Consider the following 19,204-nt stretch of genomic DNA (forward strand, 5'->3'; position numbering starts at 1 on the left):
CCCGTTCGCCTCGATACCCCGACGCTACTGCCCGCCCACGACCCGCCCACGCGGGGCCGCGCTGCGGGCCAGGGTGTCGGCGTACACCTCGGCCATCGAGGCCGCCGCCGCCGCCCAGCCGAAGGAGGCCGCGTGCCGGACCGCGCCCTCGGCGTAGTCCTCGCGCAGCCGGGGGGCCCGGATCAGGTCGCGCAGGGCCAGGCCGTAGTCGACCGGGTTGTGGCCCCGGACCAGGGTGCCGGAGACGCCGTCGCGCACGGCGGTGGGCAGTCCGCCGACCGCCGCCGCGACCACCGGCGTCCCGCACGCCTGGGCCTCGATGGCGACCAGGCCGAAGGACTCGTTGTAGGAGGGCACCACCGCGACGGTGGCCGCGCGGTACCAGTCGGCCAGCACGTCCTGGCGGACCGGGCGCTGGAAGCGGACCACGTCGTGGATGCCCAGCGTCGCGGCCAGCTTGTGCAGGTGCTCGGGCGCGGCCATGCCGTTTCCGCTGGGGCCGCCGACCACCGCGACCACCAGCGAGTGGCGCAGCGCGGGGTCGGCCTGGAGCAGGTGGGCGATCGCGTACAGCAGCACGTCGGGGGCCTTGAGCGGTTGGATCCGCCCGGCGAACAGGATCACCGTGGCGTCCTCGGGCACGTCGAGGCGGCGGCGCGCGGCGGCCATGTCGCCGGGGCAGAACGTCTCCAGGTCCACCCCGGGGTTGACCACCGCGACCTGATCGGGCTCCGCGGCGTAGAGGTCGATCAGCTGGTCGGCCTCCTCGACGGTGTTGGCGACCAGCCGATCGGCCGCCTCGACCACCTGGGACTCGCCGATCACCCGGGCCCGGGGCTCGGGGGCGTCGCCGCCCGCGAGGGAGGCGTTCTTGACCTTGGCCATCGTGTGCATCGTGTGCACCAGCGGCACGCCCCAGCGTTCCTTGGCGAGCCAGCCCACCTGGCCGGAGAGCCAGTAGTGCGAGTGCACCAGGTCGTAGTGACCGGGGTCGCGCATCGCCTCGGTGCGCAGCACGCCGGAGGTGAAGGCGCACAGCTGGGCGGGCAGGTCCTCCTTGGACAACCCCTCGTAGGGCCCGGCGGTGACGTGCCGCACCAGGACGCCCGGGGCCATCTCGACGACCGGCGGCAGATCGCTGCCGGTGGCTCGGGTGAATATCTCCACCTCGATGCCGAGCGCGGCCAGCCGCTTGCTCAGCTCGACGATGTAGACGTTCATCCCCCCGGCGTCGCCGGTGCCGGGTTGGTGCAGCGGGGAGGTGTGAACGCTGAGTGTCGCGATTCGACGAGGTGCCCCCCGGCGCGCTCCCCATGTGATCGCGCGCTGGACGTGGTGGCTCACTCGTTGACCTCCCTGGCCGGCCCCGTGCCCTGTCGTTCTGTTGTGCGGAACTACCAGTTGTACCGAGCCGTCGCGGACGAGGTCCGCCCGGCCCGCCGTCGCGGCCCAACTCAAGTCCCAACCCATCGTGGTCGGACCGGATTCCCGGCCGGGGTGTGATCCACGCCCCGGCGGGGGCGTACGGGGGTGTTCGCCTACCCTGCGAGCATGGGCACGCGCGGCAAACCGGGCATCGGCACCCCCGGAGCGGGGACGGGAGCGGGAGCCCGGTCGCGGCCGGCCGGGGTGATCACCCGGGGTACCACCAACGCGAACCGGCTGCGCCGGGTCGACCGGTGGCTGACCGGCGTACACGGGCGGCTGCTGCGGGCCGCGGCCGATCCGCTGGTGGTCGACGTCGGCTACGGCGCGTCTCCGGTGACCACGGTCGAGTTGGCGCGCCGGCTGCGCACGGTGCGGGCCGACGTCGCGGTGGTCGGCTTCGAGATCGACCCGGAGCGGGTGGCCGCCGCGCTGCCGTACGCCGGGAACGGGTTGACCTTCGCGCGGGGCGGCTTCGAGGTGCCGCTGCCGGCCGGCCGCTCGGCGACCGCGATCCGGGCGTTCAACGTGCTGCGGCAGTACGACGAGGACGCGGTGCCGGCGGCCTGGGCGCGGATGTGCGCCCGCCTCGCGCCGGACGGGGTGCTGGTCGAGGGCACGTGCGACGAGTTGGGTCGGCGTGCGGTGTGGCTGGGCATCGGGTCGGACGCCCGGCCGCGCACGGTCACCTTCGCCGCCCGGTTGGCGGGTCTGGGGCGGCCGTCCGAGTTGGCCGAGCGGTTGCCGAAGGCGTTGATCCACCGCAATGTGCCGGGCGAGCCGGTGCACGCGTTCCTGACCGCGTTCGACCGGGCCTGGGACCTGCACGCGCCGCTGGCCGCGTTCGGCGCGCGCCAGCGCTGGCTCGCGGCGACCGCGACGCTGGCCCGGGACTGGCCGGTATGCGACGGCCCGGCGCGCCGGCGGCAGGGCGAGGTGACCGTGGCGTGGTCGGCGGTGGCGCCCCGGGTGCGTGTCATCACGTCTTAGGACGGATGTCGGCCATACCCGGCCGACTGTATTGATACATTCTGGTGACTCGTGTCCGATCCGAAACGGCACATGAAATCTTGAACACACCGCGTTGATCCGAACGTGGAACAGCTCGGCGTGTCGTCCGGGATTGGCCTGATACGCCCGTTCCGATATCCGGACGATCTCGAATAGTCCCCTGCCGATCGCAGCCGGAACATGCAAGGATCCGACGCTGAACCGGTCCTCGGGAACTGCCGTCCCGAAAGCGCGGGTTCCGGTCGGCGTCGCCGCATGAAATCGTCCGCAGCGTCTCAGGACAAGCCGTTTTCCGAAAGGGCGAAAGCATGGTGAAACTCGGGGGCCGGATCGGTCTGCGAACCCGGGCCGTGACCAGCTGCGGAGCGGCACTGCTGTGCGCGGTCCTGTTCGGCGGCAACGCGTGGGCGGCTCCCGACGCGCCGCCGGTGCCGCCGCCCGCCGACACCGCGATCACCTCGGTCCAGGATCTGCTGGCCGCCCAGGCCCGGGTGCAGGAGTTGTACCGCCAGGCCGAGCAGGCCACCGAGCGGTTCAACGCCACCACCGAGCAGTTGGGTCGCACCCAGCTCAAGGCCAACGACGTGAACGCGGGCGTGGTGTGGGCCCGGCAGAACGTCGAGAAGGCCAAGGAGGATCTGGGCCGACTGGCCCGACTCCAGTACACGACGCGGGGCATGGACCCGCTGCTGACCCTGATGTTGTCCGCGGATCCCGCGCAGTTCCTGCGCGACGCGCCCACGTACGAGCGTGTCTCGCAGTCGCAGCTGGACACCATCGCCCGCGCCAAGCAGGCCGAACTCCAGCTCACCGCGATGCAAAAGAGCGCGGACGCCCAGCTCGCCGAGAGCCGTCGGCTGGAGCAGGAAGCCGCCACGACCCGGACCGACATCCAGTCCCGGATCACCGAGGCCGAGAAGATACTGGCCGGCCTCACCCCCGAGCAGCTGGCCGAACTCGCCCGGATGGAGGCGCTGTCCGCGGAGGCCGGTCAGGCCCAGCTGAACACGCTGATCGGCAAGCCCGACCAGCAGACCACGCCCAAGGCGGCGTTGGCCATCGCGTTCGCGATCGACAAGATCGGCAAGCCGTACATCTGGGGCGGCGTCGGCCCCGAAGGCTACGACTGCTCGGGCCTGACCTCGAAGGCGTGGGCGTTCGCGGGCGTGCCGATCCGCCGCACCTCCCAGGAGCAGTGGGCGTCGCTGCCGCGTGTACCGCTGGCCGACATGCGCCCCGGCGACCTGATCGTCTACTACTCCGACGCGAGCCACATCGGCATGTACCTGGGCAACGGCAAGATCGTGCACGCACCCCGGCCGGGCCGCACGATCACCGTCGCCAACGCCGGTTCGATGCCGATCCTGGGCGTGGTACGACCCGACGCGGGCGCGGGGACGGTGAACGCCCCGGCGATCCCGAACGTCCCGGGCCCGCCGCCCACCAAGCCCCCCGTGACCACGCCTCCGGTGACCACACCGCCCGTGACCACGCCACCCGTGACCACACCCCCGGTGACCACGCCTCCGGTGACGACACCGCCGGTGACCACACCGCCCGTGACCACACCTCCGCCGAGCACGGCTCCGCCGTCGACGCCGCCGGCGACGGGCACGGGGACCCCGAGCGGCTCGAAGTCGGGAACGCCGGCGAAGGGGTCGGGGACGCCTTCGGGCGGGTGATCGTCGGTTGTGAAAGAGGTTGGTGAACGGGTCTCGGGAGCGGGATCCCGTGCACGGACCGAAGGGGCCGGGCCTGCGGGCTCGGCCTCTTCACGTGGCGGTCGGGTGTGGGCGCGGGACGGGGCGGCAAAGTCGCGAGGAGAGCCAACCGGGTCCCGGGGTTCGCGCGGTGCGCGCCTCCGGCGACGCGACGGGCTCGCCGTGGACCTACAGCGCGGCCACCGCCGCCTCGAAGGCGATGTATGCCCGGGCCTCGAACAGCACGAAGCGGGCCTCCGTCACGGCGGACGGTGTGCCGTGGACCGTCTCCACGGCGATACGCGCCGCGTCGTCCATCGGCCAGCCGTAGATGCCCGCCGAGACCGCCGGAAAGGCCACCGTCGACGCGCCGAGGTCGTCGGCCACCCGCAGGGACTCGCGGTAGCAGGAGGCGAGCAGCGCGGAGCGGTCCTCGGCGCGGCTGTACACCGGGCCCACCGTGTGGATGACCCAGCGGGCCGGGAGGCGGCCGGCGGTGGTGGCCACCGCGGCGCCGGTGGCCAGGCCGCGGCCGAGTTTCGCCGCGCGCAGCGCCCGGCACTCGGCCAGGATCTCCGGACCGCCCCGGCGGTGGATCGCCCCGTCGACACCGCCGCCGCCCATCAGGGAGGAGTTGGCCGCGTTCACGATCGCGTCCGCGTGTTGCTCGGTGATGTCGCCGCGAACCAACGTGATCCGTGTCATGTCTACCAGCCTGCCGGCCGGCGTCTCGGCGCCGCCGGCGCATTTCCCCGCAAGGGCGGCGCCGCGAACCGGCGGCGGTCCGGGGTCCGGGCCGGGAGGCCGTACGGTTATCGGCTCGGGCCGGCCCGCGCTATCGTCCCTTTTCGATTGCCGAACTTCGATTGCCGAACGACGCCGCGTCCGTGCGGCGGCATCATTCCGGAGGTGGTGGCGTGCGCCCCGCGTACGGCGGCGACGGCGGAGCGGTCGAACGGACCGGCTACCGCGCGGGGCCGGTGTCCGTTCCCTCGGCATCGGGTCCGGTCGCCCACGTGGCGCGTCCGCTGCGCGTCCTGCTGATCGAGGACGACGCCGGGGACGCCTTCCTGGTCGAGGAGCTGCTGGCCGACTCGCCGGATCCGATGGAGATCGTCTGGGCGCGCTCGATGGCCGAGGCGATCGCCGGGCTCGGCGAGGACGTCGGGTGTGTACTGCTCGACCTCGGGCTGCCCGACGCCGAGGGGCTGAACGGACTGCATCGGCTGTTGGCGTTCGCGCCGCGGACCGCGGTGATCGTGTTGACCGGGTTGTCCGACGCGCACCGCGGGTCGGACGCGGTGGCCGCCGGCGCCCAGGACTACCTGGTCAAGCAGGAGATCGACGGCTCGCTGCTGTCCCGGGCGATCCGCTACGCCCTGGAGCGCAAGCGGGCCGACGAGTCGCAGCGCCGACTGGTCGAGTCGGAGCTGCGCGCCCAGGAGAACGCCCGGCTCGAACGCGGACTGCTGCCCGCCCCGATCCTGCGCGACCCGTCGCTGGACTTCCTCGCCCGCTACCGCCCCGGTCGCCGGCGCGCGCTGCTCGGCGGAGACCTGTACGACGCGGTGCAGACCGCCGACGGGCGGGTGCACGTGATGATCGGCGACGTCTGCGGGCACGGCCCGGACGAGGCCGCGCTCGGGGTCAACCTGCGGATCGCCTGGCGCTCGCTGATCTTCGCCGGACTCACCGGCGGCGACCTGCTCACCACGCTGGAACGAATCTTCGAACACGAGCGGCGCTCGGACGAGATGTTCGCCACACTGTGCATGACCATCATCGAGCCGGACCGCCGCCGGGGTCGGGTCTACCTGGCGGGCCACCCCGCCCCGCTGCTGATCACCCCCGAGGGGGTGGCGCCGCTGTCCGAGGGCGCCACCGGACCGGCGCTCGGGTTGTTCCCCGAGGGCCGGTGGGGGTACGAGCCGATCGACCTCGGCCCGGACTGGTCGCTCCTGCTCTACACCGACGGGCTGATCGAGGGCCGGATCGGCCGGGGCCCGGAACGCCTGGGCACCGACGGCCTGTTGCCGCTGATCACCCGCCTGCTCGCGGCCGGGGCCACCGGCTACGACCTGATCGACTCCGCCGTCGCCGCGGTGGAGGACCTGCACGGGGACAGCCTCAACGACGACGTCGCGGTGTTGCTGCTCCGGCACGATCCGCATCATCCGCCGCACGGCGCCCCGGGCGAACACCCGGTGCTGCCCGGTCCGGCGACCGGTGAGGGCAGGACGGCGTGAGTCGACGCGAGCCACGAAAGCGGCCCACCGGCCCCCGTATGCGCCAGGTCGTCGGCCTGGGACTGGGCCTGCTCGCGCTCGTCATCGTGATCTCCGCGGTGATCGGCGCACTGGCCATATCCCGGCTGAACGACTCCCGACACACGGTCCTGGAGCAACTCGAACCGGCCGCCAACGCCGCGCTGCGCCTGGAGAACGCGCTGGTCGACCAGGAGACCGGGGTGCGCGGCTGGATCCTCAGCGGCGACCCGAGCTTCCACGAGTCGTACACACAGGCACGGTCCGAGGAGGATCGGGCCTACGCGGCGCTGGACCGGCTGCTGCCGAACTCGGCCGAGGGGGACCGGCTGCGGGCCGACCTGGTCGAGGTGGGCGCGCGGGCCCGAGCCTGGCGGACGGGGTACGCGGAGCCGGCCTTCGCCGATCGCCCGGGCATCGCCTCCGTGCCCGACCAGGGCAAGGGGCTGTTCGACGCGGTGCGCGCGAAGAGCGCGGTGCAGCAGGCCGATCTGGGCGACGAGCGGGCCGCGGCGCGGCACAACCTGTCGCGCGACGCCACCATGCTGACCGCGACGCTGATCGCGGTGGCGGTGTTGTTCGCCGGGCTGCTGATCGCCATCGCGATGTTGTTCCGTCGCATGGTCACCCGCCCCCTGGAGCATCTGGGCGAGCAGGTCCGGCGGGTCACCGAGGGCGAGTACGACCACGCGCTGACCGGGCGCGGCCCGGCCGAGATCGCCGCGCTCGCACAGGACGTGAACTCGATGCGCGACCGCATCCTGGAGGAGTTGCACAGCACCGAGGCGGCCCGCGTGCTGATCGACGAGCAGGCCGAGGACCTGCGCAGATCCAACGCCGAGTTGGAGCAGTTCGCCTACGTGGCCTCGCACGACCTGCAGGAACCGCTGCGCAAGGTGGCCAGCTTCTGTCAGCTTTTGGAGAAGCGCTACCAGGGCCAACTGGACGAACGGGCCGACCAGTACATCGCCTTCGCGGTGGACGGCGCCAAGCGTATGCAGACGCTGATCAACGACCTGCTCGCGTTCTCCCGAGTGGGGCGGTTGGACACCGAACCGGGCGAGGTCGATCTGCGGGAGAGTCTGGATCGCGCGCTGCACGCGCTGGCCACGGCCCGCGAGGAGAGCGGCGCGCGGATCACCGCCGATCCGCTGCCCACCGTGCCGGGCGACGGGGTGCTGCTCGGGCAGCTGGTGCAGAACCTGGTCGGCAACGCGATCAAGTTCCGCACCGAGGAGGTCCCGAGGGTGCATGTGGGCGCCCGCTGGGACGGCGAGCAGTGGGAGTTCGCCTGTGCCGACAACGGCATCGGGATCGACCCGCAGTACGCCGACCGGATCTTCGTGATCTTCCAGCGCCTGCATCCGAAGGACGCCTACGGCGGCACCGGCATCGGCCTGGCGATGTGCAAGAAGATCGTCGAGTATCACGGCGGTCGGATCTGGCTGGACACCGAGGTCGCCGCCGGCACCACGATCCGCTGGACCCTGCCGGGCCCGCCGCCCGCCTCGGACGAGGCGACTCACCAGGGGCCGTAGGGCCCCATGTTGTTGCGGCCGCCGCCGCGTCGGCCGCCGACCTCCTTGAGCGCGGGGCGCACGTCGACCATGTAGACGATCGCCGCGACCAGGCCCGCGAGGGTGAACATCAGGCCCAGGCCGCCGGTCGGCAGCACGTCGACCACGACCGCGATGCCGAGCAGGATCAGCCAGAAGGACTTCTTCTTCTTGTCGGCGGCGCGGTACGCGTCCTCGCGGCGGAAGGCCGCGTCGAACAGGCAGAAGACCTTGAGCAGGAGAATGCCGAGGAAAAGCCAGGTCAGCGCCTGGTCGAACTTGGCCGTCAGCAGTCCATCGGCCATGTCCATGCCCATCGATCCTCCTCTGCGCGGCCGCCGGGTGCCGCCACGTCGTGCGGGGGATTCCAGTCTGGCACGCCGGGCACGGCCTCGGGGGTCCCCGGGCCGCGCCCCGACGATCGTGACGCGGACGGATCAGGCGCCGGAACCGGTGGTCGGCTCGGTGCCGGTCTCGGTGGCGGGCTTGGTCCGCGGCTTGGCGTTGGCCCGCTTGGTCGCGGTCGCGCCGTTCTTCGCCCGGCTCGCGGCCGGTGCGGCAGGGGGTTCGGCGACGGGTGTGGTGTCGTCGTGCCGGTCGCCGCGCTTGACCAGCTTTTCGCCGCGGGCGGCGAGGTCGTCGTAGATCCCCCGGGCCCGGTCCACCTGCGACCTGGCGAAGTCCACCCGGGCGCGGGCGAAGGTCTGGGTGCGGTCGGGCAGCGCCTGGATGCGCTCGCGGAGCACCTTCGGGTCGGTGACGACCTCGCTCCGGAACCGCTCGGGCAGCTCGCGCAGCTTCTCCACCACCAGGTCGCTCGCGCCGGCGACGGCGTAGAACGGGGTGGTCTCGGTCAGGGTCTTCCGCAGTTCCGTGGCGATTGCCATGGTGTTCCTCACTCCTCGTGCCCGGAAATCGAGGTATCGGTGCCGGCCCGGCCGGGCTTGCCGTTTTCGGTTCCGTCGGCGGCGCCCGGTACGTCCCGCACGGCGCCGTCCTGTGCGTTCTCCTTGCGGAATGCCTCGTAGATCTCCACGAGCACCCGCTTCTGACGGTCGTTGATCGCCGGATCCGCCATGATCGCGGTGCGCACCTCGCGGTCGCCCTCCTCGCGTTCGTCGAGGATGCCCGCCTGCACGTAGAGCGTTTCGGCGGAGATGCGCAGCGCCTTGGCGATCTGCTGGAGGATCTCCGCACTCGGCCGCCGCAGACCGCGCTCGATCTGGCTCAGGTAGGGGTTGGACACCCCGGCGACCTCGGCGAGTTGCCGAAGCGAATATTGCGCGTTGCGGCGTTGCTCCCGGATGTATTCACCCAGCGAGCCGACGTTCAGACCTGCCATGTCCCCAGCATGCACACATCGCGCTTGCTCTTGCAAGCACGCCGCTAACAACCGCGAGCGCGCCCCGGGCCGGGCCGACCGGCTTCGCCGGTCCTGGGGCGGGTCAGCGCCCGGACAGCAGGTCCTCGACCTTGGCCTCTCCCTCGCGGTAGCGCCGGGTGATCTCGGCGGCGCAGTCGTCGGCCGTGCGCTGGAGGCGGTGCCGGCGGGAGGAGACCTCCTGCTCGTGGCCGGCGAGCTTGTCCAGCGCCTCGCCCAGCTCCGCGTCGGTGTGCGCGGCGAGGTCGGACAGGCCCACGTCGGCGAGCAGTCGCTCGATCCAGCCGCGGTATCGGTCGGTGCGCGGCGGCTGCACGTTGACGTGCCGGGCGCCCCGGGCGGGCGGTCTGGATTCGGACAGGATCTCGGGCAGCCGGCCGACCACCGGCGATTTCGGCTCGGCGCCGTCCCCACCGGACCGCCGGGCCAGTTCGGCGCGCAGGATGTCGATTCGCCCCTGGAGCAACCTCCGCAGATAGGACAGATCGTTCTCCTCGCGCTGGGCGTCACGCATGAGTTCGCGAACCCGACTCAGCGTGAGGGCACGGATGGCCTCCGGGGCCACTCCGTCGGGAAGATCCACCATGAGACGCATCGTGTCATGTCGGGCAGACCGTCGCGTGCCACATGGCGCGGAATCGATCCGGACGGGTGTGCAGAATGGGCACATGCGTGCCGTCCTGCAAGTGGTGACCGAGGCTTCCGTGACCGTCGACGGGGACGACGGGGAGGTGACGGTCGGTTCGATCGCCGGCCCCGGGCTGTGCGTCCTGGTCGGCGTCACCCACACCGACACCCCGGAGATCGCCCGCCGACTGGCCGCCAAGCTGTGGAGTCTGCGGGTGCTCGACGGCGAGAAGTCCTGCTCCGATCTGGCCGCACCGTTGCTGGTGATCAGCCAATTCACGCTTTACGGCGACGCGCGCAAGGGTCGTCGGCCCACCTGGAACGAGGCCGCGCCCGGGCCGGTGGCCGAACCGCTGGTGGCCGAGGTGGTCGCGGCGCTGCGGGCGCTGGGCGCCGAGGTGGCCACCGGCGTCTTCGGCGCCGACATGCGCGTGGCGCTGGTCAACGACGGCCCGATGACCCTCGTCGTCGACATGTGAGCCCGGTCGCGACGCCGACCCCGGGAAATACCGGGGTCGCGAACCCCGCTTCCCGGGGGTTCTCCCCATGTTCCCGGGCTTCGCGGGGAAGGAGAATGGCGACAGGTTCACCGACCGGAGGGGGTTGACCATGTCGCATCGCGGACCGTACATCGCGGCCGGGATCGTCGTCGCCATCATCGCGCTGATCGTGCTGCCGTCGTGGATCGCCTGGACCATCGTGGCGGTCGCGATCGGCCTGCCCGTCGTCGCCTACTTCACCCTGGACCGCTCGCAGCGGCGGCGCCTGCACCGCATCCGCCGCCGCGAGATCCGCTAGCACCCGACCCCGCCCGGTCCCCCGCGGGGCATGGGCGGAGGGGCGCGCTACGCGGGGACCACGATCTCCTGCGTCGCCGGCACCCCGCCGGCCAGGAGTTCGGCGTCCACGGCGGTGTTGCGCTTGATCAGCGCGAGCGCGATCGGGCCGAGTTCGTGGTGGCGCGCCGCGCTGGTGACGAACCCGACCTGGCGGCCCGCGAGTTCCACCGGCGCGCCGTGCGCCGGCAGCGTCTCCTGGGTGCCGTCCAGGTGCAGGAAGACCAGGCGCCGCGGCGGGCGGCCCAGGTTGTGCACCCGCGCGACCGTCTCCTGCCCCCGGTAGCAGCCCTTGTCCAGGTGCACGGCGGTGTCGATCAGGCCCAACTCGTGCACGATCGTGCGGTGGTCGGTCTCCAGGCCGCGCCGGGGTCGGTGTGCGGCGATCCGCAACGCCTCGTATGCCCACATGCCCGCCGGATGCGCGTGCTCGCGCCCGTACGCGGCCAACCGCTCGCGGGGCAGGAACACCTCGCGGCCGTACCCGGTCGTCCGGACCAACACTCCGTCGGGGGCGTCCCCGCCGGCCTCGTGCACGACGGCGAAGTCGGCGGACACGTCGGCGACCTCGACCCGCAGCATGAAGCGCATCCGGTCCAGGAACTCGACCAACGTGGGCGCCTCGCCGGGTTCGACGTGGGCCCGGAACGCCTCGCCGTCGTCCACCCCGTACAGCGCGTGCTCGATGTGCCCGTGCGGGCTCAGCACCAGCGTCTGCGTGGCCTCATGCGGCTTCAGGTCGGTCAGGTGTTGCGTGGTCAGCGAGTGCAGCCAGCTCAGCCGGTCGGGGCCGGCCACCCGGATCACGTCGCGGTGCGACAGGTCGACGAAGCCCTCGCCCGCCTCCAGCCGACGTTGTTCGCGCAGGGGGTCGCCGTAGTGCGCGGCGACGCCGGCGTCGGGGGCTTCCGCGGCGACCGCGCCGGGCAGGGTCAACAAAGGGCTCGTGGGCATGTCCCCACAGTACGAGACCCGTCGGGTGAACCTCAGTTCGCCCGGGCCGCCGTGCACTCCGCGCAGCGGCCGAAGATCGCGAAGTGCGCGAGGTCGATGTCGAACCCGTGCTCGACGCGCAGCCGCTCGCCCATCCCCGCGGCGACCTCCGTACCCACCTCGATCACCCGGCGGCAGTCCCGGCAGACCAGGTGCAGATGGCCGCCGGCGTCCGCCGGGTGGTAGGTCGGCGCACCGTGCCCGAGGTGGGTGTGGGTGACCAGGTCGAGCTGTTCGAGCAGTTCGAGGGTGCGGTAGACGGTCGAGATGTTGATCCCGCCGGCGGTCTTGTGCACCTCCACCAGGATCTCGTCCGGTGTCGCGTGGCCCAGGGCGTTCACCGCTTCGAGGACGAGTTGGCGCTGCGGCGTGAGCCGGTAGCCCTTCTCGCGAAGCTCGTGCTTCCAGTCAGTGCTCACGCGGGAAGTTTACGAGTGCGCGGCGCCCGCCGGGCCGGGCCGAGCGGGCGGCTACTCCGCCGCGAGTTCCGCGTCGACCCGCTTGAGCTGCGCGGAGACGTGCGCCTGGAGCGGGTGCCCCATGGCGGCCATGTCGTAGGCGTACATCAACTCGCCCTTGACCAGGCCGTAGAGCCGGTGTCCGGCGGTGTACTCCTTCGCGTCCTCGGTGCGCGCGACCACGTCGGTGCGCATCTCCAGGCGCGGGCCCTCCACCTTGCCGAGCCAGATCTCCACGATGCCGGTCGGGTGGGCGAGCGTGACGTCGACCGAACCGTCCAGCTTGGAACGCCAGAAGCCGGTCTCGGTGGCCAGCGGGCGCACCCGCTCCCCCGCGTCGTCGAGCAGCCAGGTCCGCGACGTGTAGGTCAGGAACGGCTTGTTCGCGATGTAGCCGAAGGTGACCTGCTGGCCGAAGCGGAACGCCTCGATCGTCGGGTAGTCGCCGACACCGGCGCCTTCCCAGGTGCCGAGCAGGAACGCGAGGGGGACGGCGTCGAAGTGCAGGTCGTCCGGGATTTCGATCATGGTGGGGAGGGCCGCTTCCGAGGGTCGGGTACGGCCGGTCAGCCTACCGGGCGTCGGCTCAGTTCTGGCCCTTGTACAGCTTGGACACGGTCAGCGCGGCGAACCACGCGACGAGGACGCCGACCACGGCAAGGAGCGCAATGAAGAAGATGTGCATCGCCCGGGTACTCCTCGTGCTTCGTGCGGGGCGGCCGGATCGCCCCGGCCGGGTGCCAAACGGCCTCAGTGTATAGGCTGCGAGCCGTGAAGCGATCTCTCGTGGTCAAGGTCACCGCAGGTCAGGACGCGCCGGAGCGCTGCTCCCAGGCGTTCACCGTGGCGTCGGTGGCGCTCGCGTCGGGGGTCGAGGTGTCGCTGTGGCTCACCGGCGAGTCGTCCTGGTTCGCGCTGCCCGGGCGGGCCGCCGAGTTCGAACTCCCGCACGCCGCGCCGCTGCCGGATCTGCTCGACGCGCTGCTCGCGGGCGGGCGGGTGACGCTGTGCACGCAGTGTGCGGCGCGGCGCGAGATCACCGGGGACGACGTGCTGCCGGGGGTGCGGATCGCGGGCGCCCAGGTGTTCGTGCAGGAGGCGCTCGCCGACGGGGCCCAGGCGCTGGTGTACTGACCGGCCGGGCGCGGGCCCGACGCGCCGGTGTCAGTGGCTGATCCCGGAGATGTTCAGGCCGATCACGCCGAGCAGGACCAAGCCGATCGAGATCAGCTTGAGCGGGGACGAGCTCTCGCTCAGCAGCCAGATGCCCACGAGCGCGGTGCCCGCCGCGCCGATTCCGGTCCACACCGCGTAGGCGGGGCCGACCTCCAGCGACTTGAGCGCGTAGGTGAGCAGTCCGAAGCTGCCCAGCGCGCACGCCGCGAAGCCGATGGTGGGCCACAGCCGGGTGAATCCGTGACTCTGCTTGAGCAAGATGGCGAAGCCGGTCTCCAGGATTCCCGCGATGATCACAATCGCCCATGCCACGTGTTGCCTCCCGGCGTCGCGCCTTGCTCCGGTGCCCCGATGCGCCGGGCGGTTCCCCCGACGATACGGAAACCTTTCTGCCCCGATGACGGGCGGGACACACCGGGCGCACGACCGAACGACTGCGCCCCTCCCCCGAGCACGTGGGGAGGGGCGCAGCCGTATCGCACCGAGCGGTGGCGGATTCCGCGGGTGTACGTCCGAAGGAGATCCGCCCCGTCGGCGTGTCAGACCGCGATCTCGACCTCGGCGACGGTGCCCTTCTCGGACACCACCACGCTGCGGTCCACGGTCGCGCCGGGCACGAGCGCCCGGACGGTCCAGTTGCCGGGTGCCGCGAAGAACCGGAACTCGCCGGTCGCGGACGTGGGCACCTCGGCGGTGAAGTCGCCACCCGCGTCGAGCAGGCGCACGTAACCGTTGATCGGCTGCCCGCCCTTGGTCACCGCCCCCTGGATGATGGTTTCCTTCGCCACGTCAACTCCTGCCAGATCCGGGCCGCCGGCCTTCGCACCGCACATCGTTCCTGCTCCCTGCGTTCGGGTGGGTGTAGCCGTCGGTCACTTGCCGTCGCCGAGCTCGATCGGCACGCCGACCAGCGCGCCGTACTCGGTCCACGAGCCGTCGTAGTTGCGCACGTTGCCCTGCTCCAGCAGCTCGTGCAGGACGAACCACGTGTGCGCGGAGCGCTCGCCGATCCGGCAGTAGGCGATGGTGTCCTTCGCCAGGTCCACACCCTCGCCCTCGTACAGCGCGGTGAGCTCCTCGTTGGTCTTGAAGGTGCCGTCGTCGTTGGCGGCCTTCGACCACGGGATGTTCTTCGCGGTCGGCACGTGGCCGGCCTTCTGCGACTGCTCCTGCGGCAGGTGCGCCGGGGCGAGCAGCTTGCCGGAGAACTCGTCGGGCGAACGCACGTCGACCAGGTTCAGCGAGCCGATCGCGGCCAGCACGTCGTCGCGCCAGGCGCGGATCGAGGTGTCCTGCGGCTTGGCCGTGTAGGTGGTCGCGGCGCGCTCGGGCACCTCGACGACCAGTTCGCGGGAGTCGAGCTCCCACTTCTTGCGGCCGCCGTCGAGCAGCTTGACGTCGCCGTGGCCGTAGAGCTTGAAGTACCAGTAGGCGTAGGACGCGAACCAGTTGTTGTTGCCGCCGTACAGGACGACGGTGTCGTCGTTGGCGATGCCCTTGGCGGACAGCAGCGCCGAGAAGCCGGCCTCGTCGACGAAGTCGCGCTTGACCGGGTCCTGCAGGTCGTCGCGCCAGTCGATGCGCACCGCACCGCGGATGTGGTTCTTGACGTAGGCGCTGGTGTCCTCGTCGACCTCGACGAGGACGACCTTCGGGTCGTCCAGGTGGGCCTGGACCCAGTCGGCGTCTACCAGAACGTCGGAGCGGCTCATGGGATACCTCCGGTGCAGAAGTGCGCGGGATCTCGCGGATGTCGGGATGCACGTACGCGACACACGTTCGCGACACACCCGGGCATGCCGCGGCGCCGCCGCATGCGGGGATGTACGTGTGTCAGGGGTGTTTCACGCGGGAGCCGGGTGCCCGTTCCGCCGTGTCGTCACACGGCTCGGGTCCCGGGGCCGACGGTCGGTCGCGATCCACCGGGGGTGGATCGCCGAACGACGACTGTCGACAAGTCAGTCAGCGCAACACAGGCAGGTCTGCGTGCGGCACAGGTCCACTGCGCGCCGCTTGGTGAGGTCATCCGCCTGTCGCTTCACATCACGATCGTAGGGACGGATGACCGCCGCTGTCATGCATGTCCCACAATGCGAGACAAATATGTCCGCATCGCGAGATGACCGTGGGATTGATCCCTGTTTGTCATGGTTGTGCGGGTGGAATCTCCAGGAGTTGTTCGCCACCGCCGACGGTCCTGACGCTGAAGCGGGTGATCTCGCCGACGGGAATGCTGGTCGCGCCCCGGATCGGATCGGCCGGGGGGTACTCGCCGTCGGGCACCACCCACGAGGACGCGGTCTCCACCCGGCCCTTGGTGCCGTAGACGTCCAACCGGCAGCGGGTGCCGGGGCGGATCCCGGACAGCGACAGGTCCACGCTGCTGCCCCACGCGGTCGCCGCGTAGCGCAGTTCGGCGCCCGCGCCGGAGCGCGGATCGCCCGCGCGCACGGTACGGCCGCCCGATTGCGCGGGCGACGGCGCGGTGCCGGGCGGGGTGGCCGGCGCGGTCGGCGTGCCCGGGACCGCGCCCGTCGGCGCCGCCGCGGTGTCCCCGTCGCCGCCGGTGTCGCCGAGCGCCCAGCCGGTGAGGCCCGCCAGCAGCACCAGCACCGCCGCGGCCGCGGCGGCCAGCGAGCGCAGCCGCCGACCCCGGTCGGCCCGCACGGCGGCGGCGGACAACAGCCGCGCGGGGGCCGCCCCCTGTGCCGCCGCGCCGCTGGCCCGCGCCTCCGGCTCGCTCAGCCGGGCGAGCATTCGGGGCAGGCCGGCCAGTTCCTCGTACTCGGCTCGACAGCGCGGGCAGCGGGCCACGTGGGTGCGCACCCGGGCGGCCTCGTCCTCGTCCAGCGCGCCGACCACGAACGCCCCGAGGTCCAGGCGCGCGACCGCACAGCCCAGCGGGGCGGGTGTTCCCGGCGGCCGGGCGGGCGGCGGCGGGTTCGTGCCGGGAGTGGTGCCGTTCGTCGTCGTGCCCTCGTCCCCGATGTCCGTCACGGGACCAACCCCCTTTCCTCCAAGGCCACGCGCAGCGCTCGCAGCGCGTAGTACGTCCGTGATTTGACCGTGCCCTCCGGCACGCCGAGGGTCTTGGCCGCGTCGGCCACCGAACTGCCCCGGTAGTAGGTCTCCAGCAGCACCGCGCGGTGCTCGGGGCTCAGCGCGGCCATCGCGTCGGCGACGTCCCAGGCGAGCACGGCCCGGTCGAACTCCGCCTCCGCGCCCTCGTCGGGCACCGTCGCGAGCACCGCGTCGCCGGTCTCGGGAGGCCGGGCACGGCGGGCGCGGCCGACGTCGATCACCACGTTGCGGGCCACGGTGCACAACCAGCCGCGCACCGAGCCCCGGCCCGGGTCGAGCGCCTCGGGGTGACGCCAGGCCCGCAGCAGGGTCTCCTGCACCACGTCCTCGGCCCAGGCCCGGTCGCCGCCGGTCAGCCGGAGCGCGAATCCCAGGAGCGGGCCGCCGTGTTCGAGGTAGAGGGTGCGGATGACCGCCTCGTCGGCGGTGGATATTCGGGTCGCCGAGTGCAGCGGGTCGGCAGTGTGCAGCGGGTCGGCAGTGTGCGGCAGGTCGGCAGTGTGCGGCGGGTCGGCGGCCGGCAACCGGTCGGCGCCGGGCAGCGCGCCGCCCGCGTGCGGCGGGTCGGCGGCCGGTCGGTCGGCCTCGGGGGCGGTGCGCGCGAGGAAGGCGCGAGCCGCCGCCGGGTCCGCCTGCGCCTCGGCGCCGAGCACGTCCGAACGTTGCAACACACCCGCTTCACGAGCGGACGGGCCCGGCGGTTCATCCCGCGTCCCGGGACGGGACCGGCGGCGTATCCACGGCATGGCCGCATCCTCCCGTGACGAGGCCGCCGATGCACGGTTAATCAGCCGATCATGACCCGGCCCAACAGATACGCGGCCGGCGCGGCGAGCGCGAGCGGCAGGGACACACCGGCGGTGAAGTGCACGAATCGGGACGGATGGTCGTAGCCGGCCACCCGCCGACCGAGCAGCGCGAGCGCCGCGGCACCGGCCCCGAGCAGCGCGGCGTACGGCGCCTCGCCGCCGAGCGAGACCGCCGCGGCGGCCCCCGCCGCGGCGCCGAGCAGCCAGGACGGGATCGGCGCGATCGCCGGAGGCAGCGGAACCGCCCGGACCAGCGTCGCGACACCCGCCGCCAGCACCGCCGGCACCACCGCCGCGCCCGCGTCGATCGGCCCGCCCGACAGATCGCCCGCGACCAGATAGGCCACGTCGAAGGCGGTGATCAGCGCGGCGGAGGTGGTCACCGTCAGCGCGGGCAACAACTCCCCCGGTCGGGCCCCGCTCCGAACCTGTAGGGCCAGCGTCACCAACAACGCGCCGGCGAGCACCGCCGGCACACTCGCCAGCCCCTGCTCGCCCTTGGCATAGACCGCCGCGTCGGTACCGAACGCGACCAGCACCACCAGCGCGATGCCCTGACGCGCCGGCCACATGCCGTTCAGCCGGAACCACCCGACGGCGGTGAGCACCTGGAGGAACGCGACACCGAGCAGGAGAGCGGGCTTCCCGGCGATCGCGGTGACCGCGAGCACGCCGGCCAGTCCGACCGTGCACAGTCCCGGGAGCAGGCCGGGCGGATCCCAGATCGGCGTGCCGGTCGAGCGCGACGCGCGCGTGGGCGAGTCGCCGCGCCGGGGCGCGGGCACCGGAAGCGACGCACGGTCCGGATCGGACCGCGTCCCGACCCGGCGGTCGAGTTCGGCCGCGTAGTCGACGCCCTGATCGAACTCGACACCGGAATCGAAGTCGGTGTCCGCGGCGAAGTCGGTGTCCGCGGCGAAGTCCGTGCCGGCGGCGAACTCGGTGTCTGAGGCGAAGTCGGTGCCGTACTCGACTCCCGGCTCGAACTCCGGTGCGAATCCGGTCCCGTAGCCGCCGTGCCCGCCCGCGTCGTCCACGATCGCCGGCATCACCTCGGTCGCGCCGGCGTACTCGGCCCGACCGTGCTCGCCGTGGTGGGGCTCGCCCTGGTGCGGCGCCCCGCCGTACCCGTCGCCGCCGTAGGCCCCGAATCCGGGATCGGGAATCGCGGGCAGTACGTCGGTCGCGCCGTCGTAGCCGTAGCCGCCGCCCGGAGCCGGCACACGCGGCGGATCCGGGTAGCCGTACCCGCCGCCGGCCGCCTGGCCCGCCATCGGGTCCCGGTAGTCCTGGGGATACTGCTCCGTCTGATAGCCGTAGGCCCCGTGATCGGCCTGCTGCGGGTGCGGCTGCCCGTACTGCGCCCCCTGCGCCGGAACACCGCCGTAGGACTCGACGGGCTGCCCGCCGTACGGCTGCCCCACATCGCCGGGGTGCCCCGGATACCCCTGGGCGACCTGCTCCCCCGGGTATCCGGCGGCCGGGTCGTAGCCGCCCCGCTCCTCGTATCGGCCGCCCACCGGGCGCCCGTCCGGGCCGCTCATCCGCCGGCGAAGGGGGGCAGGACCTCCACGGTGCCGCCCTCGGTCAGGACGACCGCCGCGTGGTCGCGACGGCCGACCGGGTCCCCGTCCACCACGAACGAGCAGTTCGCGACGACCGCCTCGAAGCGGGTCGAGCCGCCGTGGAGCTCCCGCGCCCGGCGCAGCGCCTCGGCGAGGGTGGCCGCGTCGTACGGCTCCTCCGGCGTGCCCGCGGCCTCCTTCGCCGCGGCCCAGTACCGCATGGTGCCGACCGCCATCGCGCGCCCTCCCGTGTATCTGCGTCGTGTGTGGGTCCGCCGGTGTGCCGGTGCCCGGTGTGTCGATGCGCCGTCCCGGTGCCGAC

General features: G+C 72.4%; 23 protein-coding genes. 7 read left to right on the top strand and 16 right to left on the bottom strand.

Annotation, left to right across the window (positions count from 1 at the left end; genetic code table 11):
* Positions 1 to 24 precede the first annotated feature (24 nt).
* Entirely contained in the window at positions 25 to 1,344 is a 1,320-nt protein-coding gene (gene mshA / locus B4N89_RS12805; RefSeq protein ID WP_078975980.1) for a D-inositol-3-phosphate glycosyltransferase, read from the bottom strand.
* A 207-nt stretch (positions 1,345 to 1,551) separates the two neighbouring features.
* On the opposite strand from mshA, the gene B4N89_RS12810 reads away from it, so the two are divergent.
* Together B4N89_RS12810 and B4N89_RS12815 are read left to right on the top strand one after the other, a co-directional pair.
* A complete protein-coding gene (locus B4N89_RS12810; RefSeq protein ID WP_235618595.1) occupies positions 1,552 to 2,415 on the top strand; it encodes a class I SAM-dependent methyltransferase in 864 nt (287 codons plus the stop codon).
* 329 nt (positions 2,416 to 2,744) lie between these two features.
* The gene (locus B4N89_RS12815; protein WP_078975981.1) at positions 2,745 to 4,118 is read left to right on the top strand and encodes a C40 family peptidase; all 1,374 of its coding nucleotides are present in this window, start codon (positions 2,745 to 2,747) and stop codon (positions 4,116 to 4,118) included.
* A gap of 207 nt (positions 4,119 to 4,325) precedes the next feature.
* Here the strand turns inward: B4N89_RS12815 and B4N89_RS12820 are convergent, their stop codons facing one another.
* Entirely contained in the window at positions 4,326 to 4,841 is a 516-nt protein-coding gene (locus tag B4N89_RS12820) for an O-acetyl-ADP-ribose deacetylase (RefSeq protein ID WP_078975982.1), read from the bottom strand.
* Positions 4,842 to 5,053: 212 nt separating this feature from the next.
* Here B4N89_RS12820 and B4N89_RS12825 point away from each other — a divergent pair, with 212 nt between their 5' ends.
* Both B4N89_RS12825 and B4N89_RS12830 read left to right on the top strand, forming a co-directional pair.
* Positions 5,054 to 6,382: a PP2C family protein-serine/threonine phosphatase gene (locus B4N89_RS12825; RefSeq protein ID WP_235618596.1), complete on the top strand. Its 1,329-nt coding sequence runs from the start codon at positions 5,054 to 5,056 to the stop codon at positions 6,380 to 6,382.
* Positions 6,383 to 6,420: 38 nt separating this feature from the next.
* A complete protein-coding gene (locus tag B4N89_RS12830; RefSeq protein ID WP_078975984.1) occupies positions 6,421 to 7,938 on the top strand; it encodes a sensor histidine kinase in 1,518 nt (505 codons plus the stop codon).
* Here the strand turns inward: B4N89_RS12830 and B4N89_RS12835 are convergent.
* The 4 genes from B4N89_RS12835 to B4N89_RS12850 form a co-directional block, all read right to left on the bottom strand.
* Positions 7,923 to 8,249, bottom strand: coding sequence for a DUF2516 family protein (locus tag B4N89_RS12835; protein ID WP_414646417.1), 327 nt, complete (start codon positions 8,247 to 8,249; stop codon positions 7,923 to 7,925). The two genes, B4N89_RS12830 and B4N89_RS12835, sit on opposite strands and share 16 nt — an antisense overlap.
* Before the next feature lie 144 nt (positions 8,250 to 8,393).
* Complete coding sequence (locus tag B4N89_RS12840) at positions 8,394 to 8,843, bottom strand: hypothetical protein (protein WP_078975985.1); 450 nt, start codon at positions 8,841 to 8,843, stop codon at positions 8,394 to 8,396.
* 8 nt (positions 8,844 to 8,851) lie between these two features.
* On the bottom strand, positions 8,852 to 9,298 hold the full coding sequence (locus B4N89_RS12845; protein WP_078975986.1) for a helix-turn-helix domain-containing protein: 447 nt from the start codon (positions 9,296 to 9,298) through the stop codon (positions 8,852 to 8,854).
* Between the two features lie 103 nt (positions 9,299 to 9,401).
* The gene (locus tag B4N89_RS12850; protein WP_078975987.1) at positions 9,402 to 9,923 is read right to left on the bottom strand and encodes an ABC transporter substrate-binding protein; all 522 of its coding nucleotides are present in this window, start codon (positions 9,921 to 9,923) and stop codon (positions 9,402 to 9,404) included.
* Between the two features lie 82 nt (positions 9,924 to 10,005).
* Between B4N89_RS12850 and dtd the strand changes: the two genes are divergently transcribed.
* Both dtd and B4N89_RS12860 read left to right on the top strand, forming a co-directional pair.
* Positions 10,006 to 10,443 carry a D-aminoacyl-tRNA deacylase gene (gene dtd / locus B4N89_RS12855; RefSeq protein ID WP_078975988.1) on the top strand — a complete coding sequence of 146 codons (438 nt, stop codon included), beginning with the start codon at positions 10,006 to 10,008 and terminating at the stop codon, positions 10,441 to 10,443.
* Positions 10,444 to 10,573: 130 nt separating this feature from the next.
* Entirely contained in the window at positions 10,574 to 10,762 is a 189-nt protein-coding gene (locus B4N89_RS12860) for a hypothetical protein (RefSeq protein ID WP_078979320.1), read from the top strand.
* 47 nt (positions 10,763 to 10,809) lie between these two features.
* Here B4N89_RS12860 and B4N89_RS12865 read toward each other — a convergent pair whose 3' ends face one another.
* From B4N89_RS12865 to B4N89_RS12875, 3 genes are read right to left on the bottom strand one after another with little or no spacing between them, the layout of a single operon-like run.
* Complete coding sequence (locus B4N89_RS12865; RefSeq protein WP_078979321.1) at positions 10,810 to 11,754, bottom strand: YgfZ/GcvT domain-containing protein; 945 nt, start codon at positions 11,752 to 11,754, stop codon at positions 10,810 to 10,812.
* Positions 11,755 to 11,786: 32 nt separating this feature from the next.
* Positions 11,787 to 12,212, bottom strand: a complete 426-nt coding sequence (locus tag B4N89_RS12870; RefSeq protein WP_078975989.1) for a Fur family transcriptional regulator — start codon at positions 12,210 to 12,212, stop codon at positions 11,787 to 11,789.
* Between the two features lie 51 nt (positions 12,213 to 12,263).
* Entirely contained in the window at positions 12,264 to 12,779 is a 516-nt protein-coding gene (locus B4N89_RS12875; protein WP_078975990.1) for an FABP family protein, read from the bottom strand.
* Between the two features lie 243 nt (positions 12,780 to 13,022).
* Between B4N89_RS12875 and B4N89_RS12880 the strand changes: the two genes are divergently transcribed.
* Positions 13,023 to 13,385 carry a DsrE family protein gene (locus tag B4N89_RS12880; RefSeq protein WP_078975991.1) on the top strand — a complete coding sequence of 121 codons (363 nt, stop codon included), beginning with the start codon at positions 13,023 to 13,025 and terminating at the stop codon, positions 13,383 to 13,385.
* Between the two features lie 30 nt (positions 13,386 to 13,415).
* Here the strand turns inward: B4N89_RS12880 and B4N89_RS12885 are convergent, their stop codons facing one another.
* From B4N89_RS12885 to B4N89_RS12915, 7 genes are all read right to left on the bottom strand, one after another.
* Complete coding sequence (locus B4N89_RS12885) at positions 13,416 to 13,739, bottom strand: DMT family transporter (RefSeq protein WP_078975992.1); 324 nt, start codon at positions 13,737 to 13,739, stop codon at positions 13,416 to 13,418.
* A 227-nt stretch (positions 13,740 to 13,966) separates the two neighbouring features.
* Positions 13,967 to 14,260 carry a DUF1416 domain-containing protein gene (locus B4N89_RS12890; RefSeq protein ID WP_078975993.1) on the bottom strand — a complete coding sequence of 98 codons (294 nt, stop codon included), beginning with the start codon at positions 14,258 to 14,260 and terminating at the stop codon, positions 13,967 to 13,969.
* A 39-nt stretch (positions 14,261 to 14,299) separates the two neighbouring features.
* Positions 14,300 to 15,139 carry a sulfurtransferase gene (locus tag B4N89_RS12895; protein WP_078975994.1) on the bottom strand — a complete coding sequence of 280 codons (840 nt, stop codon included), beginning with the start codon at positions 15,137 to 15,139 and terminating at the stop codon, positions 14,300 to 14,302.
* A gap of 433 nt (positions 15,140 to 15,572) precedes the next feature.
* Entirely contained in the window at positions 15,573 to 16,424 is an 852-nt protein-coding gene (locus tag B4N89_RS12900) for an anti-sigma factor family protein (protein ID WP_161500708.1), read from the bottom strand.
* The gene (locus B4N89_RS12905; RefSeq protein ID WP_078979322.1) at positions 16,421 to 16,978 is read right to left on the bottom strand and encodes a sigma-70 family RNA polymerase sigma factor; all 558 of its coding nucleotides are present in this window, start codon (positions 16,976 to 16,978) and stop codon (positions 16,421 to 16,423) included. The genes B4N89_RS12900 and B4N89_RS12905 overlap by 4 nt, the downstream gene beginning before the upstream one ends.
* A 317-nt stretch (positions 16,979 to 17,295) precedes the next feature.
* Complete coding sequence (locus B4N89_RS49760) at positions 17,296 to 18,861, bottom strand: hypothetical protein (protein WP_078975996.1); 1,566 nt, start codon at positions 18,859 to 18,861, stop codon at positions 17,296 to 17,298.
* Positions 18,858 to 19,118, bottom strand: coding sequence for a MoaD/ThiS family protein (locus B4N89_RS12915; protein ID WP_078975997.1), 261 nt, complete (start codon positions 19,116 to 19,118; stop codon positions 18,858 to 18,860). The genes B4N89_RS49760 and B4N89_RS12915 overlap by 4 nt, the downstream gene beginning before the upstream one ends.
* Positions 19,119 to 19,204 lie beyond the last annotated feature (86 nt).

Source organism: Embleya scabrispora, assembly GCF_002024165.1.
Taxonomy (GTDB): Bacteria; Actinomycetota; Actinomycetes; order Streptomycetales; family Streptomycetaceae; genus Embleya; species Embleya scabrispora_A.

Coding starts and splice junctions, on each gene's coding strand:
- dtd (WP_078975988.1), top strand. CDS start 10,006: ATGCGTGCCGTCCTGCAAGTGGTGACCGAGGCTTCCGTGACCGTCGAC.
- B4N89_RS12840 (WP_078975985.1), bottom strand. CDS start 8,843: ATGGCAATCGCCACGGAACTGCGGAAGACCCTGACCGAGACCACCCCG.
- B4N89_RS12915 (WP_078975997.1), bottom strand. CDS start 19,118: ATGGCGGTCGGCACCATGCGGTACTGGGCCGCGGCGAAGGAGGCCGCG.
- B4N89_RS12845 (WP_078975986.1), bottom strand. CDS start 9,298: ATGGCAGGTCTGAACGTCGGCTCGCTGGGTGAATACATCCGGGAGCAA.
- B4N89_RS12815 (WP_078975981.1), top strand. CDS start 2,745: ATGGTGAAACTCGGGGGCCGGATCGGTCTGCGAACCCGGGCCGTGACC.
- B4N89_RS49760 (WP_078975996.1), bottom strand. CDS start 18,861: ATGAGCGGCCCGGACGGGCGCCCGGTGGGCGGCCGATACGAGGAGCGG.
- B4N89_RS12810 (WP_235618595.1), top strand. CDS start 1,552: ATGGGCACGCGCGGCAAACCGGGCATCGGCACCCCCGGAGCGGGGACG.
- B4N89_RS12865 (WP_078979321.1), bottom strand. CDS start 11,754: ATGCCCACGAGCCCTTTGTTGACCCTGCCCGGCGCGGTCGCCGCGGAA.
- B4N89_RS12850 (WP_078975987.1), bottom strand. CDS start 9,923: ATGGTGGATCTTCCCGACGGAGTGGCCCCGGAGGCCATCCGTGCCCTC.
- B4N89_RS12875 (WP_078975990.1), bottom strand. CDS start 12,779: ATGATCGAAATCCCGGACGACCTGCACTTCGACGCCGTCCCCCTCGCG.
- B4N89_RS12890 (WP_078975993.1), bottom strand. CDS start 14,260: ATGTGCGGTGCGAAGGCCGGCGGCCCGGATCTGGCAGGAGTTGACGTG.
- B4N89_RS12820 (WP_078975982.1), bottom strand. CDS start 4,841: ATGACACGGATCACGTTGGTTCGCGGCGACATCACCGAGCAACACGCG.
- B4N89_RS12895 (WP_078975994.1), bottom strand. CDS start 15,139: ATGAGCCGCTCCGACGTTCTGGTAGACGCCGACTGGGTCCAGGCCCAC.
- B4N89_RS12860 (WP_078979320.1), top strand. CDS start 10,574: ATGTCGCATCGCGGACCGTACATCGCGGCCGGGATCGTCGTCGCCATC.
- B4N89_RS12830 (WP_078975984.1), top strand. CDS start 6,421: ATGCGCCAGGTCGTCGGCCTGGGACTGGGCCTGCTCGCGCTCGTCATC.